The 16,543-nt window shown below is 61.3% G+C and carries 14 protein-coding genes, 5 pseudogenes and 1 other annotated feature; of the genes and pseudogenes, 8 read left to right on the top strand and 11 right to left on the bottom strand.

Going from position 1 to position 16,543, the window contains the following annotated elements; genetic code table 11:
- The first annotated feature begins 131 nt into the window (after positions 1-131).
- The 3 genes from AQUI_RS0113270 to AQUI_RS0113255 all read left to right on the top strand — a co-directional run bounded on the left by AQUI_RS0113270 (position 132) and on the right by AQUI_RS0113255 (position 2,263).
- Entirely contained in the window at positions 132-839 is a 708-nt protein-coding gene (locus AQUI_RS0113270) for a hypothetical protein (protein WP_027257938.1), read from the top strand.
- A 341-nt stretch (positions 840-1,180) separates the two neighbouring features.
- On the top strand, positions 1,181-1,816 hold the full coding sequence (locus tag AQUI_RS0113260) for a DUF1326 domain-containing protein (protein ID WP_027257937.1): 636 nt from the start codon (positions 1,181-1,183) through the stop codon (positions 1,814-1,816).
- A gap of 93 nt (positions 1,817-1,909) precedes the next feature.
- Positions 1,910-2,263 carry a GFA family protein gene (locus AQUI_RS0113255; protein WP_027257936.1) on the top strand — a complete coding sequence of 118 codons (354 nt, stop codon included), beginning with the start codon at positions 1,910-1,912 and terminating at the stop codon, positions 2,261-2,263.
- Positions 2,264-2,266: 3 nt separating this feature from the next.
- Here AQUI_RS0113255 and AQUI_RS27940 read toward each other — a convergent pair whose 3' ends face one another.
- From AQUI_RS27940 to AQUI_RS0113240, 3 genes are all read right to left on the bottom strand, one after another.
- The gene (locus tag AQUI_RS27940) at positions 2,267-3,433 is read right to left on the bottom strand and encodes a sterol desaturase family protein (RefSeq protein WP_035920315.1); all 1,167 of its coding nucleotides are present in this window, start codon (positions 3,431-3,433) and stop codon (positions 2,267-2,269) included.
- 152 nt (positions 3,434-3,585) lie between these two features.
- Positions 3,586-3,969 carry a hypothetical protein gene (locus AQUI_RS0113245; protein WP_156916827.1) on the bottom strand — a complete coding sequence of 128 codons (384 nt, stop codon included), beginning with the start codon at positions 3,967-3,969 and terminating at the stop codon, positions 3,586-3,588.
- A gap of 156 nt (positions 3,970-4,125) precedes the next feature.
- Positions 4,126-4,893: an AraC family transcriptional regulator gene (locus tag AQUI_RS0113240; protein ID WP_051371894.1), complete on the bottom strand. Its 768-nt coding sequence runs from the start codon at positions 4,891-4,893 to the stop codon at positions 4,126-4,128.
- Between the two features lie 67 nt (positions 4,894-4,960).
- Here AQUI_RS0113240 and AQUI_RS0113235 point away from each other — a divergent pair, with 67 nt between their 5' ends.
- Complete coding sequence (locus AQUI_RS0113235) at positions 4,961-5,563, top strand: pyridoxamine 5'-phosphate oxidase family protein (RefSeq protein ID WP_027257933.1); 603 nt, start codon at positions 4,961-4,963, stop codon at positions 5,561-5,563.
- 394 nt (positions 5,564-5,957) lie between these two features.
- On the opposite strand, the pseudogene AQUI_RS30005 reads toward AQUI_RS0113235, so the two are convergent.
- Positions 5,958-6,916 (bottom strand): annotated as a pseudogene (locus tag AQUI_RS30005) (transposase).
- A 116-nt stretch (positions 6,917-7,032) separates the two neighbouring features.
- On the opposite strand from AQUI_RS30005, the pseudogene AQUI_RS30000 reads away from it, so the two are divergent.
- Positions 7,033-7,948, top strand: a pseudogene (locus AQUI_RS30000) (IS5 family transposase).
- Positions 7,949-8,233: 285 nt separating this feature from the next.
- On the opposite strand, the pseudogene AQUI_RS32475 reads toward AQUI_RS30000, so the two are convergent.
- The 5 genes and pseudogenes from AQUI_RS32475 to ihfB all read right to left on the bottom strand — a co-directional run.
- Positions 8,234-9,497 (bottom strand): annotated as a pseudogene (locus AQUI_RS32475) (transposase); the annotation flags it as partial.
- Positions 9,024-9,178 (bottom strand) — a sequence feature (AL1L pseudoknot). Its footprint overlaps the pseudogene before it by 155 nt.
- Complete coding sequence (locus tag AQUI_RS0113205; protein WP_027257796.1) at positions 9,494-10,543, bottom strand: IS110 family RNA-guided transposase; 1,050 nt, start codon at positions 10,541-10,543, stop codon at positions 9,494-9,496. The pseudogene AQUI_RS32475 and the gene AQUI_RS0113205, both read right to left, overlap by 4 nt.
- A gap of 234 nt (positions 10,544-10,777) precedes the next feature.
- Positions 10,778-11,431 (bottom strand): phosphoribosylanthranilate isomerase, encoded by a 654-nt coding sequence (locus tag AQUI_RS0113200; RefSeq protein WP_027257932.1) that lies wholly within the window; start codon positions 11,429-11,431, stop codon positions 10,778-10,780.
- A 7-nt stretch (positions 11,432-11,438) separates the two neighbouring features.
- Positions 11,439-11,789 (bottom strand): LapA family protein, encoded by a 351-nt coding sequence (locus tag AQUI_RS0113195; RefSeq protein WP_027257931.1) that lies wholly within the window; start codon positions 11,787-11,789, stop codon positions 11,439-11,441.
- Positions 11,789-12,073, bottom strand: a complete 285-nt coding sequence (gene ihfB, locus AQUI_RS0113190; RefSeq protein WP_024091416.1) for an integration host factor subunit beta — start codon at positions 12,071-12,073, stop codon at positions 11,789-11,791. Before ihfB ends, AQUI_RS0113195 begins: the two co-directional genes overlap by 1 nt.
- 620 nt (positions 12,074-12,693) lie before the next feature.
- Between ihfB and AQUI_RS0113185 the strand changes: the two genes are divergently transcribed.
- Together AQUI_RS0113185 and AQUI_RS0113180 are read left to right on the top strand one after the other, a co-directional pair.
- Entirely contained in the window at positions 12,694-14,067 is a 1,374-nt protein-coding gene (locus AQUI_RS0113185) for an ammonium transporter (protein ID WP_027257930.1), read from the top strand.
- Positions 14,068-14,183: 116 nt separating this feature from the next.
- Entirely contained in the window at positions 14,184-14,381 is a 198-nt protein-coding gene (locus AQUI_RS0113180) for a hypothetical protein (RefSeq protein WP_027257929.1), read from the top strand.
- 69 nt (positions 14,382-14,450) lie between these two features.
- Here the strand turns inward: AQUI_RS0113180 and AQUI_RS30750 are convergent.
- Positions 14,451-14,720: pseudogene (locus tag AQUI_RS30750) on the bottom strand (IS5/IS1182 family transposase); the annotation flags it as partial.
- Between AQUI_RS30750 and AQUI_RS27910 the strand changes: the two are divergent.
- A pseudogene (locus tag AQUI_RS27910) lies at positions 14,707-15,315 on the top strand (IS91 family transposase); the annotation flags it as partial. The pseudogenes AQUI_RS30750 and AQUI_RS27910 overlap by 14 nt on opposite strands.
- Positions 15,316-15,691: 376 nt before the next feature.
- On the opposite strand, the gene AQUI_RS0113170 reads toward AQUI_RS27910, so the two are convergent.
- Positions 15,692-16,387: a Crp/Fnr family transcriptional regulator gene (locus AQUI_RS0113170; RefSeq protein WP_027257928.1), complete on the bottom strand. Its 696-nt coding sequence runs from the start codon at positions 16,385-16,387 to the stop codon at positions 15,692-15,694.
- Positions 16,388-16,543: the final 156 nt, after the last annotated feature.

The following is a 16,543-nucleotide window of genomic DNA, read 5'->3' as shown; positions in this document are numbered from 1 at the left end:
GCTAAAGGCCGGACTGCCACAGCGATACCTGCAGACCTCCACCAACACAGGTCTCGGGACCACCCGAACTTTGCCCCAAAGATGCCTGAGGTCGCTTGGATAGTGGCGCCAATTTCTTGGAGACCAAATTTATGACCGCAGTATTCAGCGAAGCCAAGCGCCTCTACTCCAAGGCCAAAGAGGCTTTGGAAACTTTGGAGTATCCTGAAAACTACGAAGAAGCGGAACTTCTTTTTCGTGAGGCCGTCCGGCTAGGCTCTACCCAGCCCACAAGTCCGGAACACGTGGCTCATACCGTCAGCTTTCTGTACCTGCTTTTGGACGTCGACAAGCTTGATGAGGCCCGCAGCATTGCAGCGAAAGTGCAAGCATCGGTGAACGATGCAAGTCCCGCTGTAAAAGCAGCCGCTTGGGAGCTATCAGCTGCTATGGCCCGGATCGAAATGAGGGACGGGCAACTGAACAAAGCCGATGCGCATCTGATCGCAGCAATTGAGACCCATCCCAAAACGGGAGCAGAAAACAATGTGCACAAGCAAAGCCTGATCAGCAGCCTCGAAAACCTTCAGGTTCAAATGGGTAAGGGAGACCCAAAACTTGCAAGGCTCCTGCAACGTCTTGAAGAGTTCCGACCCGCACCTCTCGACCAGCCTGCGCCCTATCATGGAGTATTGGAGCAAATCGCTGCAATCTACATTTCTCAACGAAAACATGAAGCTGCTATGAACATCATCGAAGAAGGGCGCAGGCATCTGGCCACGGATTGGGATACGTCCAGAATTCGCCCACAAAGGGATGCGATGGCGGCAACGGTTGCCCGTAGAAAGCAAAACAACTAACCGCTCTCAGCCCCACCAGGCTTCCTGCGGCAGCTTCAGCAGATGCTGCCGCAGCCATTGCCCGGCCTGCCCCAGCACCCGCTGGGAGGTCCAGACCACGTCCACACCCGCCAGCGCGTTGCTCTGCTGAAAGCCATAGCGCAGCCAACCTGACGGTCACCTCCGTCGTGTCGGTCCACACCTACGGTTTCACGCTTGCCTATGATCGCCAGTTTTCCAAGCACAGCAGCAGCGCCGGGCCGCCCCTGACCCGCTATCCGGCAAAGACGCCGGTTTTATGTTACACTTGCGACGCGCGGCACCGCGCATCCCAGTTGGCAGCAGAACCGGAGGAGACAGTCATGACGCATGTGGATTGGTACATCGAAGGCCGCAGCTTCGGGAACTGTAACTGCAACTACGGCTGCCCCTGCCAGTTCGAGGATCTGCCCACCCATGGCAATTGCACCGGGTTCGAGGTGATCCACATAGACAAGGGCCATTTCGGCGAGATCGACCTCACTGGCACCCGCGCCGCCGTTCTTTACGCTTGGCCAGGCCCGATCTTCGAGGGCAAGGGTGCATTGCAGCTGATTGTCGACGACCGTGCCAGCGACGCTCAGCACGAAGCGCTTTCCACTGTGATGCTCGGCGGCGAAACGGATGAAGAAGCCACCCACTGGTGGGTGTTCCGCGCCATGTGCGACACTGTGCACGAAACGTTGATCAAGCGGATCGACTATCAGGCCGACATCGAAAACCGCACCGCCAAAGTGGACATCGAGAACCTGTTGCACGCGACCGGCCGCCCGATCCAGGCCCCGCATGGCGGCGGCGAGCACCGGGTCCGCATCGACATCCCCGGCGGCATTGAGTTCACCCTGGCCGAGATTGGCAGCGGCTCCACCAAATCCACCGCGGCGATCAAGTTGGAATTGGATGACAGCTATGGCCAATGGGCCATTATCCGCCACGGCCCGCACGGAATTGCCGCCTGAGGCCGAGCGGCGTCAAAACCGCACAAACCGCTTGCACAGGACGCGGCTGCCCTGCCAAGCTTGCTCTGTTCCCCCAACAAACAGAGGCAAGCCATGAAAACCTACTCCGGCAGCTGCCATTGCGGCGCTGTCCGATTTTCCTTTCGTGGGCCGGAAATCACCTGCGCGATGCAATGCGACTGCTCAATTTGCATCCGTAAGACCGCCTATCTGACCCGGTTCAAGGTGGTGCAAGATGACATGGAAATCACCGCGGCTGGCGATGTGCTGAAGACTTACAGGTTCGGCACAATGGCGGCGCAGCACCATTTCTGCGGCATCTGCGGCATCCACACCTTTGTCGAGCCGCGCCTGTCGCCCGGCACTTACCGTATCAACCTGGGGTGCATCGGCGGATCGGATACTTTGCACCTGCCGGTGGAGATTTTTGATGGCAAGAGCCTCTGAAACTCAGCCCTGTCCGCCGCTGTCCTGCCGCTTTTTCCAGCGTTTCCGATTGAACGGATACAGGAACTGCCGCCAGTAGCCGTTTGGCACCGTATCCCCAGCCACCCCGTATTTTGATGGCCAGGCTTCCTCCGGCAGGTGATGGGTGCCGAACAGCCAGTCATAGAGCGGAAAATGAGAGGCATAGTTGATGTCGATCGCCGCCCGCTCGCTGCCGTGATGCCAGTGGTGATAGCGCGGGGTGACCAGGAACCGCTCCAGGGACCCAAGCTTCCAGCCGATATTGGCGTGGATGAAGCTGGAGTAGAAATAGACGATCAGCAGATAGCCCTGGATCGCTTCCGGTTTGAAGCCCAGCGTAAACATCGGCACCGCCGTCAGCCCGCGCAGCACCGCGATTTCGATGAAATGCATCCGTGCGCCGGCCAGCCAGTCCATTTTCTTGGCGGAATGGTGGATGGCATGGAAATGCCACAGCGCCGGAAACGTATGAAAAGCCCGGTGCACCCAGTACTGAACGAAATCCGTTGCCGCCATCACGATCAGCACCTGCACCGCAAACGGCAGATTGGTGATATGGGCGCGGATGCCCTCCAGATCCGCGTTCGCATTGACATAGTTTGCAGGCGCCAGTGTCAGGAAGGTCAGCACCTGCACCAGCATTGAGCTGACAAGATAATAGAACATGTCCTCGCGCCATTCGGTGCGGAAAACCGTCTGCTCGCGCCGCGCTGCAAAGAACCGTTCCAGCGGTACAAACAGAAAGCCGACCAGCAGAACGTTGACGATGAAGTAGTCAAGCCCGAAATAAAGGCTCTGCGGAGTGCCACCTGCGTGCTGCGGTTGCGCCGTCGCCATCAAAGAAGCCACAACTGACAAGCCCAAGGCCGCCCAGCCCAGCGCCTTCTGGCGGCTCAGGATCAGGCTCAGCAAGGACAGAGCGTAACCCGCCAGCAGCACAAAGCGCAGAAAGGCTGTAACATAGCCGCTGGAATGTATAAAACCGAGCTGCGGATACGAGAACGTCTCGGGGTACCAGCGCAGCAGCACCAGCAGCAGCCCTGTGACAGCAGCCAGCAGCGCCATGGTTCCCGACAGCCAGCCGCTGCCCAAGGGCCGCGCCTCGCGCGGGGTTTCCAACTGCGCAATCACATCGCGGATGAATTTCATGGCTGCCTCACTCACCTCAATTCCGGCGCAACCTGCCACATCGCCGCCCGCAGTGCGATTATGGAAATCAATACGGGAAACCGCCGCCCTTCCGGGCAGCGGTTCCATAAAATTCATGCGTGCGGCAGCATCCTGATGCCGCTGCCTTTGCATCAGTAGCTCAGCCTGACCGCAGTGCCGCTGGCAGCCCGGCAACCCCAGCTGAGCGGGCAGATGCCAACGTCGCCGATCTCAGCATTGATCACCGCGTCTGCTCCCAGCTTTGCTGCCTCAATACGCAGCTTCTGCTCCGCATCGGCAACAGTCGGCGCCGGATGGAAGGCGGTTGGCTTGCCCACCGACGTCTTCACCGGACCAAGCACCTGGAAGGTGCCGCCATTGATGCTTGCTCCGCGCTCAAGGAGGATCTGGTCAACCGGGGTGGCGGCGGCCTGCGCTGCCGCCTGCGACTGCTTTTCCAACTGCGACGGGTAGCTGAATTCGTCACCGCAGGCAGCCAGGGCCAGCAAGGGCAACAAAAGGAAAGTCTTTTTCATCATGTAACTCCGTGGATTTCATGCTCAACAGTCCGAATCCGGAGCCGAGCCAAAAATAAACGGCTAGCAGTTGAAACGCGCCAGTTCAGGCTCCGGAAAAGGCCATTCCGGCCCATATCCCGCAAGAGTTGTGAAAAGGCAACCGGCCGGTTCTGCCTACACCAGCCGCCGCATCATCGACTGCAGCGCGTAGCGGCTGGCATAGCCAAGATCGCGGGCGACCCGGTCCATCTCCTCGCCCCGCGCCTGCGCCCGTAAAGCGATCTGGCAACGCAGCCGCTCCCGCCACTGGCCGAAGCTGCGGCCGGTCTGCCGCTGAAATGCCCGGGTAAACGAGCGGCGGCTCATTCCTGCCAGCGCCGCCCAATGGTCAATTGTCTGGACATTGCCGGGATCCGCCATCAGCGCATCGCACACCCGGCGCAGCCGCACGTCAGGCGGGTACGGCAAGGCCAGCGGCGTGTCTGGCGCGGCCCCCAGTTCGATCAGGATCAGCTGGCTCAGGTGATGCGCCCGGGGCGGCAGCGGCCAGGGATTGCCCATCGAGCAAAGCGCCTTGATCAGCCCGGCCAGCAGCGGCGGGACCGTCACCGCGCGGCAAACCGCCATCGCCCCAGCGCCGGTTTCCGCCGGATCAATGTACAAGGATTGCAGCTGCACCTCTCCCACCATCCGAATCTCATGCAGCATGGCCGCAGGCACGATCAGCCCGGCCCCCGCAGGCACCGCCCAGCTGGTGCCATCGGCCTCAGCCATCATCAGCCCGGCCACTGCATAAACCAACTGGTGGCGCGGGTGATCATGCCAGCTGGAGACATAGCCGTCTTTGTAGCAGCGCGCATAAGACGCCACCCCATGCGGCAGCGTCTGCACCGCATCAGACGAAGACCACCCCCGCCGGCGGATATCCGCATTCTGGCCCATTTGAGCCAAAACTGACCCCATTGGCGCAGAAGGGCAAGATATCCTGCACCCAAAAGGAGGCCAGAGCATGCAGAAAATCACCGATACCGAAACACTTGAGCACATCTACGGCACCCCGGTGCCGCGGTCGCTGAGCAAAGTCGCTACCCGCCTGACGCCTCTGTACCAGCGCTGGATTGAGGCCTCCCGCTTCCTGGTGCTGTCCACCCTTGGCCCCGAAGGCACCGACGCCAGCCCGCGCGGAGATGACGGCCCGGTGGTGCATATCGCGGATGAGCAGACCCTGTGGCTGCCGGATTGGCGCGGCAACAACCGGCTTGATTCGCTGCGCAACATCGTGCGCGACCGCCGTGTCAGCCTGATGTTCATGGTGCCAGGCAGCAACAATGTGGTGCGGGTGAACGGCACCGCCTTCCTGACGGCGGATGACACCGCCCGCGCCGCCTTTGAGCGCAAGAGCCTGCGGCCTGCCACGGTGGCGGTGATCACCGTCGAAGAGCTGTACTTTCAATGCGCCAAGGCCATTTTGCGCGCGCGCCTGTGGGATGCGGATGCAGGCCGCCCTGACGTGCCAACCGCAGGCCAGTTCCTGAAAGAGCAGGAAGCAGGGTTCGAAGCCGAGGCCTATGACGCCGGCTATACGGAGTATGCGAAAAGCCGGATATGGTAAGGGGGGCCTGCGGTGCCCAATGCTGATCGTGCTACATGAAGCATGCGAATATCTTGTGTGGATGGTTCCTGCAAAGCAAGTCCTTGCTGAGGCGGCCTGTGCCTTGGTCTGAAGCAGCTGTGTGTCCGGCCTCACATGATGATGTCTCCGTCAATGGTATAATTTCTTCATCGGCGCTCGAAGTGAGCTCTGTTTCGGCGGCCCCCTGTCTGCAAACCCCGCATCCGGCGGGACCAGCCTCCCAACCACTGTCCCGTATTCGGGACCGGAGAACCCTAAAAGAACGGCACCACTCTGCGAAAACGGCATCTATTGTGCCACGCCGGACAACGGCGGCGTTCCCTCGGCCACCAAGCCGCCATGCCGTTGCAATGCAGCCTGATCTCATTAACTGTCAGCCGGCGGGTTCCATGGCCGCTCCCTGCGGGACCACTCCAACAGTGGCAAACCGCCAAAGGGCAATCAGCAGCTTTCGGGCAAGCGCAACGATCATCACCTTACGCACGCGCCGGCCGGTCTGGCCTGTTCGCTCCCGGAACCGGGTAACCTGCGCGGCGCCGGGCTGGCAGCGCAGGCAGAGCCACGCCAGTTCGGCCATCGCCGTTCTAAGCCGCCTGTTTCCGGCTTTCCCGATCCCTTGCTCACGTTCCACTCCGCCGCTGTTGCAGGGCGTCGCCGTAAGGCCTGCATACGATCCCAACGCCTTGCCATTGGCAAAGCGGCGCACGAAAGCTTCGCGCACCAGCACGGTGGCACTCTGCACCCCCATACCGCGCAACCGGCAAAGCTGCTGGATCATTTTTCCGGCCTCATCCGCAGCGGGTTCCTTAACCACGGCATCACGCTCCCGTTCCAGTTGAGCGACCTGGCTGAGTACGAGCTCGAGCCCGCTCAATAGCCGGTCAATCTTTGCAAATGCGTTCGGCGGCAGCGGCTCACCGAGCCCGGTGCGCGAATCCACCAATCGATGCCGGCGGCTCTGGAGGAGCGGATTGCAACCCTCGACGCCTAATGCCGCCAGACGGCGCCGATCCGGCTGGTCAGGCCGATCCGCTCGGAGATCAACTCCGTTCGCTCGCGGACGCATCGCGCCAGCCAGAATCCGCACCATCCAGCTTCATAAATCGCGATCACACGATCGACTCGAGAGCCAGCGGCGGCGGCACGGGTCCGATACCCATCGATTGCCGTTTCAAGGGCCGGCTTGTCAGGTGCGATCATATTTCTGGTCTTAGATTGCGGCAGACCAGGCACTTGTGCCGCCAGGACCCAAAACTTGCTGCTCAACTCGATCGCAAGGACAAGCCTGCGGTCGTATTGAACAGATTTCGGCGTATTGAGTGAGTACGACATGACCAGTTCTCCTATCATTGGCATGGCGCAGCCTACTCCGCTCTGCGCCCCTAGGGTCAGGATGCATTGATTTCCGATTTGCCGTGTGATTCAGAGCTCGAAAACGAGCGGTGTGCATGTCTGATCTTTTCTGGCTGGGCGACGCGCAGATGGCGCGTCTTGAACCCTTCTTTCCCAGGTCCCACGGCAAGCCTCGCGTTGATGACCGGCGCGTTTTGAGCGGGAGTGAGGAGGATCAGAAAACGATCCAGTGAATCATTTTCCCGACGAACCTTCATCAACCGCAATGGATTGCGCTGGCGGGACGCTCCTGCTGAATACGGTCAGCCCGGTGAACGCTTTACAGCCGGTGGAAGCGCTGGAGCGAGAAAGGCATCTTCGCTCGAATGACGGACGGGCCGGCCTCCGGTCACAGGGAAGAGAAGACTGTGATGATCCCCTCTCATCGAAACTGCGTTTCGACTGCCGGGCAGTGGACGCAACTTATCTGAAAGCCCATCGGACAGCGACCGGTACGGGCGTGAAAAAGGGGGGCGTGGACGCCTGATCCCTTGCCCGGCAGGGCATTGCGCAGCAATGTCCCGAGAGGGGCCGGACCAAAGGCGGCATGAACACGAAGCTGCATGCCATCTGCGACCGCCAGGGCCGGCCGCTCAGCCTGTTTATCACCGCCGGGCCCCTTCTCGGCGATGCAAACATCGCCTGTCAGGCGGCGGGTCAGCGACGACATCGGCGCGCGGGCGCTGCTAAGCAGCTTGCCAAAAGCCGGTTGGCTGCTTGGGGACCGCGGCTATGACGCCGGCGGGTTCAGAGAAGCGTTAAAAGACAAAGGAGCGCGGCTGTATCCCCGGTCGAAAGCAGCGCAAGAAGCCTGTGAAATACGGCAAACGCCGCTACAAGCGGCGCAACCGTATCGAGATCATGTCCGGCAGGCTCAAGGACTGGAGGCGCGCCGCAACACGCTGCGACAGGTGCCCCGAGGTATTCCTGTCAGCAATCGCCCGCGCGGCGTTAGTCATTTACTGGTTATGAATCCTGCCCCTAATCATGGGATCTGTTTGCGCGGTATTCGGCCGCTGGCCCTGATGGGTTCCGCAAACCAGGTCCCATTCGGCTTAGCGGGCAAGGACGCCCGAGACATTCGGCGAGGTGTCCTGATTGTTGCGGCTGACCGTTGCACCATCATCTCGCAGGTCTTGCTAACTCGTGTTTCTCAATTGGGTTCAGACAGCCCTTGGCGAATAAGGCTCTTTCCTTGTCAGAACAGCCCGGACGTGAACCGCCCCGGGTTTGCCGGAGGCTGATTTCAGTTAGTTGCGCGGCAATGTCCTCAGTTTCCAGGGCGGCGTAGAAATTGGCCTCTGCTTCTGCCGGCGGAATGTTCCCGATAGGCTCAAGCAGGCGGCGGCTGTTGAACCAGTCCACCCATTCGAGTGTTGCGTATTCCACTGCCTCGAAGTTGCGCCAAGGGCCGCGGCGGTGAACGGCCTCGGCCTTGAACAAGCCGTTGATCGTCTCGGCCAAGGCATTGTCGCAACTGTCTCCGGCGCTGCCGGCAGAGGGCTCGATACCAGCTTCTCCCAACCGCTCTGTGTATTTGATCGACAGGTATTGGCTGACCCACTGCGTGACAGGCGATGCGAGCATCGCCGAGAACGGCGGCCGGAGTGGTGAACAAGCCCCATCGCCTTTGCCGGCCGCCGCTCGTGAACAGCCTGCTCCAGAGCATCGAGAACGAACCCGGCATGCGCCGGGGTGCTGACACGACCCATTGACCGGCAGGCGATTTGGCCATGCCAGATCTGCCGGGAGGGGGCCGGCGATCTTGCGGGCATAGGCATCAATGAGCGAGCCTTTGTCCGCCATTGGTCCGAGGACAATGGCGAGCGCCTTGAATACCCATGCCCTTCATCAGCCGAGCAACCGTGCAGCGGGCGGCGTCAAAGCCTTTCCGCTGCAATTGCCGCCAGACCTTCCGCACGCCATAGACCCGCCAGTTCTCTTCGAAAACCCGCCGGATCTCGGGCCGCAATGCCGCGTCACGCCGGGCACGCTCCGACAACCGGGCCGGACCGGCCCGCTTCGCCAGGTGCTCATAATACCTGGAAGGGGCAATCGGCAGGAATGAGACATGCCGCGCCATTGGTCCGAGCGGCAATGGCGAATGCAGATCGGCTTGCCCCCATGCTCCGCGCGATGCATGCCGGTAAATGACACCATCACTTCGACCGGCGGCCGAGCGCCGCCATCGCAAAATACGCGGAGGCTTTGCGGAGGATCTCGTTCGCCTGGCGCTGCTCGCGGTTCTCCCGCTCCAGCGCCTTCATCTTGCCGGCTGCATCTGTTGGCACGCCCGCCCGCTTGCCGCTGTCGGCTTCTGCCTTCTTAACCCACTCATTCAGCGTATGCGCCGGACAGCCGGTCTTTGCGGAGCTCGACATGATCGCCTGCCAACGGGAACTGTGCTGGCCGTTCGCCATTGGGCGCGAACCAATGGCGCCTCAATGGCTCACTTGTCCAGCACCAGCCGCACCGCACGCTCGCGGACCTCAGGAGAATACTTGTTTGTTGTCTTGCTCATTGTGGCTTCATCCTAATCAGGAGGTGAAGCCTCCGGCAAACCCGGGGCGGTTCAAGGATCCGGGCCGTCTTGTTCGTCATCGCCACGGCCGCCACGCGGGCTGGTTTACGCTCGAGCAGCGCTGTCGGCCACTTGCTGGCACGGTTGGGATGGGACCGTGTCTGCCGGACCAGAGAGGTCATGCCGACAACCAGCAACTGCCGCAGATACTGGCCGCCCATTTTGGTGATCCTGCCCAATCGCTCCTTTCCGCCGCTCGACTTGTTGGCAGGCGTCAGGCCGAGCCACGCGGCGAATTCGCGGCCGTTTCTGAACTGAGGGCCACCACCAATGGCTGCAGCAATCGCCGAAGCCGTCACCGCGACGGCACCCGGGATGGTCTGCAACAACTGAACCCGCGCATCGCGTTTGGCTTCCAGCCGCAGCCCTGCCTCCTGCCTCCTGCCTCCTGCCTCCTGCCAGCGAACCTGGCTATGAAGGGTTCTCAATTGCTGGGACAGGTTACGGATCACGTCCTGCGCGACGGAAGGCAGCCCAAGGTCTGTACCTTCAACCACGCCTTCGGCAAAACTGATCACCCGTGCCAGTCCGCGGGCGATGCAGACGCCGAACTCGGCCAGTAGGCTGCGCAGCGCATTGATCAACTGAGTCCGTTGGCGAACAATCAAGTCTCGCGCACGGTGCAATGACAGGAGCGCCCGTTGATCAGTGGATTTGACTTCGACGAACCGCATGGAGGGCCTGGTCACCGCCTCGCAGATTGCCGCCGCATCGATGGCGTCTGATTTGCCTCGCTTGACGTACGGCTTGACATGCATGGGCGGCATCAGCCGCACATCGTGGCCCAGCCGCGTCAGTTCGCGCGCCCGGCAATGACTGGTGCCGAAAGCTTCGATTCCGATCAGGCATGGCTCCAAACGCTCAAAAAAGGACAGAACCTGCGGGCGCCGATGCGGCCGATTGAAGACTATGTTCCCTTCTGGGGCAATCCCGTGAACCTGAAAGATGTTCTTGGCCAGATCAAGGCCGGCTGTTGCAACCTGCATTGGGCGGCTCCTCTTGCAGCAGGCAACTGCATCATGGCGCATTGCGGCGCCGGTTCGAGCAGGAGCCATCCACCCCATCGGTTTGTTACTGCTTGCTGCCGGTCCTGAACATCAAGAGGAAAATATTGGCGCCGCCGCCAACAGGCGGAGCGGACGGGCGTATTCGCCCGCGTGCTAAACGTTGTCTCTGCACGGCCCAAGGTGTCAGGGCTCTGTTCCAAAGTGCCGGGGGTGTCAGCCCCGGGCGGCCAAAGCGGCCACTGTGAAACGTTCGATCAGCGCGGCGTCCTTCTGCCCTGGCGCGCTTTCAACACCGGAGGAGACATCGACCTGACGCGCACCGGTCATGCGGATCGCTTCGGCGACGTTGTCCGGGGTCAGACCGCCCGCCAGCATCCAGGGTTTCTGCCAGTATTTCCGCCCCGCCAGCAGCCGCCAGTCAAAGGCAAGGCCGTTGCCGCCGGGCAGCGCGGCCTCCTTGGGCGGTTTGGCGTCGATCAGCAGCTGATCGGCCACCTGTTCGTAGAGAGCAATCTGCGACAGATCGGCGGCATCGGCGATGCCCACCGCCTTCATCACCGGCAGGCCATACCGTGCGCGCACCTCGGCCACCCGCTGCGGGCTTTCCTTGCCATGGAGCTGCAACATATCTAGCGGCACCGCGTCTGTGATCGCATCAAGCTCTGCATCTGTGGCGTTTACTGTCAGCGCCACCTTGCACAGGCCGACGGGGGCCTCGACAGCCAAAGCTGCGGCCTGTTCGATGCTGACGTTGCGCGGCGACTTGGGAAAAAACACAAAACCGGCATAAGCCGCCCCTGCCCCGGCCACGGCTACAACATCCTGCGGCGCGCTGAGCCCGCAGATCTTGACCCGGATCTCTGTCATGGCGGTGTCAGCCTGCGTCTTCCAAAAGCGCCAGAACTTCGTCTTTGCCTTCGTTCTTCTGCTTTTTCAGCTTGCTCACTTCGCGGTTCAGCCTCCGCGCCTCGCGCGTCTTCTGTGCGGCTTCGCTGCGGTGCTTGTGCTCGCGCAGCCATTCCCACAGGAAACCGATCACCAGCCCGGCGCCAACCCCGCCCAGCACCACAGCAAACAGCGGCAGCGCAATGGTGAAGTTGAAACCAAACAGCTCAGCCAGTGCCGAGGGCATCAGTTTCAGTTCGACAACAGAGCGGTTTGCAAGGGCAACCGATACCAGCGCAATGGCCAGAGCCCCAAGAACCGCGTAGCGAATGTAACGCATCAGGCTTTCCCGTTCAGGCGGTCCCTCAAGAGCTTGCCAGTCTTGAAGAACGGCACATGTTTTTCCTCGACATGGACCGTTTCACCGGTGCGGGGATTGCGGCCGGTCCGCGAGTCCCGCTTTTTGACCGAAAAGGCGCCAAAGCCGCGCAGCTCTACCCGGTCGCCGCGGGACATCGCATCGGTCACTTCCTCGAACACCGTGTTCACGATCCTCTCCACATCCCGCTGATACAGGTGCGGGTTTTCGTCTGCAATCATCTGAATCAACTCAGAGCGGATCATGTTCTTTTTCCTCCCAGGCTGCCGGTATGTTCTGGCTATTATTTTGAGAGTATAGGAAAAATTCTTGCATGGGGGAACAAAATGCCGCGGGTCCAGCGGGTAAATCGGCGGGAGTTCACCGGAATTTCGACCCTCAGCCTGCCATTTCGGGGCAGTGAACTGCCGCCGCAGTGCGGCATTCCCTGCAGTCGCGTGCGATGCGCCGGTTTGATTCGGGGCGGCAGACAGCCCCCGGGACACACAGGCAGCCGGGCCGGCCCCGCGGCGCGAAAGCTGTGGCAGGACGGTTTTTCTGCGTCGCGGTATCTGGTGGGGCCGGTTGATTCCGGCACCCTGGACGGCTGGAAGCCAGGCCGTTCCCCTGTCCGGCAACGCGGGATGCGTCATGCATCCGCCGCACATGCCGCATATGAAAATTTATTTCCACAAGGTAAAAATTTTTATTGTAAAGTGCCCCGTATGCGCCATCCTTTCCTGGAACCAGACGCGTCAGAGAACCTGACCGGCCTGGTGCGTTTCGAACCGGCATGCTCGGCCCTTTGGCGGCAGCATTTGCCGGACTGTCAAAGCTGGTGGCAAACAACCGGCAGGACGACAAACCAACTTGGAGAAAACTGGAAATGCCATTGGACGTGAGCACGATACACGCTCAGCAAGTTACGCTGAATTCACTGGTGCAGAATATTCTGTACGCTTCTGGGATCGTCGGAGCCATTCTGGTCGTCGTCGGCCTGCTGCTGATCGACGCAGGCACTGCACGGCGCAGAAATCTGTTCAACTCGACGATTGAAAAGACACTGGGGTTCTTCCTGGGGTTCGCGACTTACTACATCATCGGCTTTGGCCTGTGGGCCGGGCAGTATTACATCATGGAAGGCGCGACCATGATGGATTCCATCAAAGATTGGTGGCTGGGCGGCGCCCTGACCAATGCAATGGCGCATCATACGGATCCGGGAACATTTCCGGGGCTGAACACCTTCCAGATCTTCATCTTCTTCCTGGCGGTATTTGCCGGGATCATTAACATCCTGCTGCATTTCGCGGTGTCGGAACGGATGAAGGCCTCGGCCTATTTCATCACCTGCATCGTCGCCGCGGTGGTGTCCTCGGGCCTGAGCTGGGCAACCTGGGGGTCGGTCGGCCCGCTGACCAATGCCGGCTTCCACGATTTCTTCGGCGTCGGTTTCGTTTACCTGTTCCCGGCCGGCATGGCGCTGGTGTTCACGCCCAAGCTGGGGGCGCGCCCCGGCATGATGGCACCGCATCCGCGGATCTCGGCCTATCTGGCGCCAAGCATCGGGTTGTGCGCGCCGGGCCTGTTGCTGATCTTTGCCGGCCTGCCGATGGTGATCCTGTCCTGCCTGTTCTTCTTTGACCCTGAAGCGCTGGCCGTCAGTATCACCATGGCCGACACCAGCGTCGGCATCGCCATCAACAACTATGCGCTGGTCTGGGCCGGCGGTGCGGTGACCGGCCTGCTGATCGCCTATGCCACGGGCAAATACGCCTATACGCTGCTAGGGCCGCTGGCGGGCTATGTCGCCGGCGCCTCTGGCTTTGACGTCTACCTGCCCTGGCAGGCGTTCATTGTCGGGCTTGTGGCACCCTTTGCGGCCTATGCGGTTTATGAGTTCACGCTGAAGCGCGGCATCGACGAGCACAAGCTGTTCCCGCTGTTCCTGGGCTGCGGCACCCTAGGCATGGTTATGCTGGGCCTGTTCAAGGCCGGCACCCCGCGCGGCGGTTACTTCGGGGTTGAGGAAGGCGCCTATGCCTTCCAGCACGGGGAAATCTCGCTGATGATGCAGCTGGCGGGCACGGCTGTCTGCATCGGCACCGGTGTTGTCACCGCGCTGGTTCTGTCCTTCATCCTGGAGCGGACCGTGGGGCTGCGGGTGCCGGAAGACGATCAGATCGATGGGCTGGACGGCAAGATCTGGGACCTGGAGCCGGATGTGGTCACCCACGCGGACAGCGCGCAGCGCGCCTGATCGCGCCTGAATCGAGAGAGAGGCCCTGGCGGGAGCCGGGGCCTTTTTCGTTCCGCGCAGGTCTGAGCAAGAAAGAATCGGTTATAGTCGAACTCACCAACAGAGAGGAGACCACCATGCTTTACCCGCTTGCCTCGCTTGAGGCCGATAAACTGGACGCGATCAAGAGCCTGGAAAAGGACATCGGCAGCCCGGTGGTGGCGCTGGCGGGTGTCGAGGCAAACACCGCAGCCCTGCCCGAAGACCAGCTGAAGAAACTTCAGGAGCTGGAAGATGAACTGGGCGTCTTGCTGGTGGCCATGCGGCCGAACTAGGCGCCAATGGGCGTTGTTGCGTAACTCCCTCCTGAAACGTGACTGCCCCTTTTCCCATTGATGCCAGACGACGCGTTCGATCTCGGCTTGGCCGCGCGCGTTGAAGCGGTTCATGGGTGCAATGCGGATGTGGATTTCGGCGGTTTGGCGGTCGGGGTCTCGCGATGCGGTCCTCTCGCTAAAGGATTTGAGACCGCGCATCTTCGCCTCGACCCGACTTCGGACGCAGCCGCCAGACCACCGCTTCCAAATTGTCCGCCCAAGCCGCCGGGCTGCCCGGAGGATGTCATTGCGGACCATTGCGGCGGCGCAGTCCTCCTTCCAGAGGCGCCTGTTTCTGGATGGGCTGATGGATTTGCACCGCGCAGGCCAGCTCATTTTCTTCAGCGATCTCGATCTCTTGGCACAGGCGAATGCCTTTGCGAAATGGCTCGCCCGGTTCCGCAGCTCCAAATGGGTTGTCTATGCCAAACCGCCCTTCGGCGGGCCGGAGGCGGTTCTGGCCTGCCTGAGCCGTTACACCCACCGGGCCGCCATCTCGAACGCCCGTCTGATCACCGCCGATGCCGGTACCGTGGCCTTCCGCTGGAAGGATTGCCGCATCAAATCCGGTGATCGCCCAAAGGCCATGCGGCTGGCCACGTTCGAGTTCATCCGCCGCTTCCTGATGCATGTTCTACCTGACGGCTTCCGCCGCATCCGGCACTATGGCCTTCTGGCCAGCCCTGCACGCAAAGCAAACATCACGAAAATCCGCGCTTTGCTCTGCGTCCAACGCGTTGAACAAGCCGCCACGCCAGAGCCCGAAGCCGAGATCGCTCCGCTCTCCTTGCGCGAACAATGCTCCTGCTGCGGCGGCCCCATGCGCATCGTCGGGATATTCCGCCGTGGCCGGAAACCGATGTCGCGCGCGCCACCAAAGGAGCAGGCCGCATACACGATGCTTGCCCATCCAATCCAACGAGCACTGGCCGCTCCTGGACGGACGGCCCAAGCCCGCTGCGCCCGTCATTCCGGATGATCGCTGCAAATATCCGGCGCTCCTTCACTCAATGAGATATCCGCTGCGAATGGCTGCTGCTGACGCACGCAAATAGATCAGAGGTGCGCTGGTGGCAGTGTTGCCATCAACCGCAATTCCTCTTCCCCATAGACAACGCCCAACCCCCGCGGCTTCCTCCTTCCGAGGTTTGTCAACGCCGGCCGCAGGCCGCGCCAGAAAGCAATGCGGCACCCCGGCCCGCATCGAAAAACCTTCAGGAAATCTGACCTTAACCGTTGTGCCGACGACTCGAGCCTTCACTATGTTTCTAGCCCTGCACCCCGCTCAGGACCACCAGCCGATGCGGGTCCGTAACCACGATGTGCTTGCGAGTGGAATGAACGATGCCGTCCTTTTCCCAGGCTGACAACAGCCGGCTGACGGTGTGCAGCGTGGTGCCGGTCATCTCGGAGATATTGCGGCGGGTCACCGGGAAGGCGATCTCGATCCCCTCCTCCACTTTGCGGCCCGACTGGGTCACCATCCGCAACAGCGCCGCCGCCACCCGCTGCTCCACCGCCTGCGTCGCCAGTTCGGTGATCCGGGTCTGCATCTCTCCCAGCCGCTGGCCCAGGGTGTTGTAGCTCTCGGTGGCAAAGCCCTGGTACTTGGCGGTGAACTCCGGCCACATCCGCACCGGCCAGGACAGCGCCAGCGATTCCGAGGCCGCCACCGCGGTCGCCGGATAAGTGTCACGGTTCAGCGCGGGCGCAATGCCGAACAGCTGGCCCGGTGAAATATGCAGTGCGATGATCTGCTCGCCGCCCTCGGTGGTCTTCACCACCCGGATGTAGCCGTCCAGCAGCAGGTGGAATCGCTCTGCGTCATGGCCTTCGTGAAAGATCTCATTGCCCTCGTCATAGCGTTTGGGCAGCGCTTGATCGAGGATTTCGCGGATCTGGCCGCGCTCCAGGCGGCTGAAGGGCGGCAGCCCGGTCAGGAGGCTTTCATCGAGCTTGGACAAGAATGCACCGCAAGTTTGCTAGAGGACAAAGAGTTGACCCCGCCGTTATCGCATAGTGAAGCCAGAGGAAACAACCGTGCGGTAAAAACGGGAAACCGGAATTGGGGGAGCCTCCCTCCTCCCTGCCCGCCGGAGCTGATCCACGGGGTTCGGCGA

This window comes from Leisingera aquimarina DSM 24565, assembly GCF_000473165.1.
Lineage (GTDB): Bacteria > Pseudomonadota > Alphaproteobacteria > Rhodobacterales > Rhodobacteraceae > Leisingera > Leisingera aquimarina.
The sequence above is the reverse complement of the archived record's forward strand: the minus strand, read 5'-3'. Positions and strand labels throughout refer to the sequence as shown.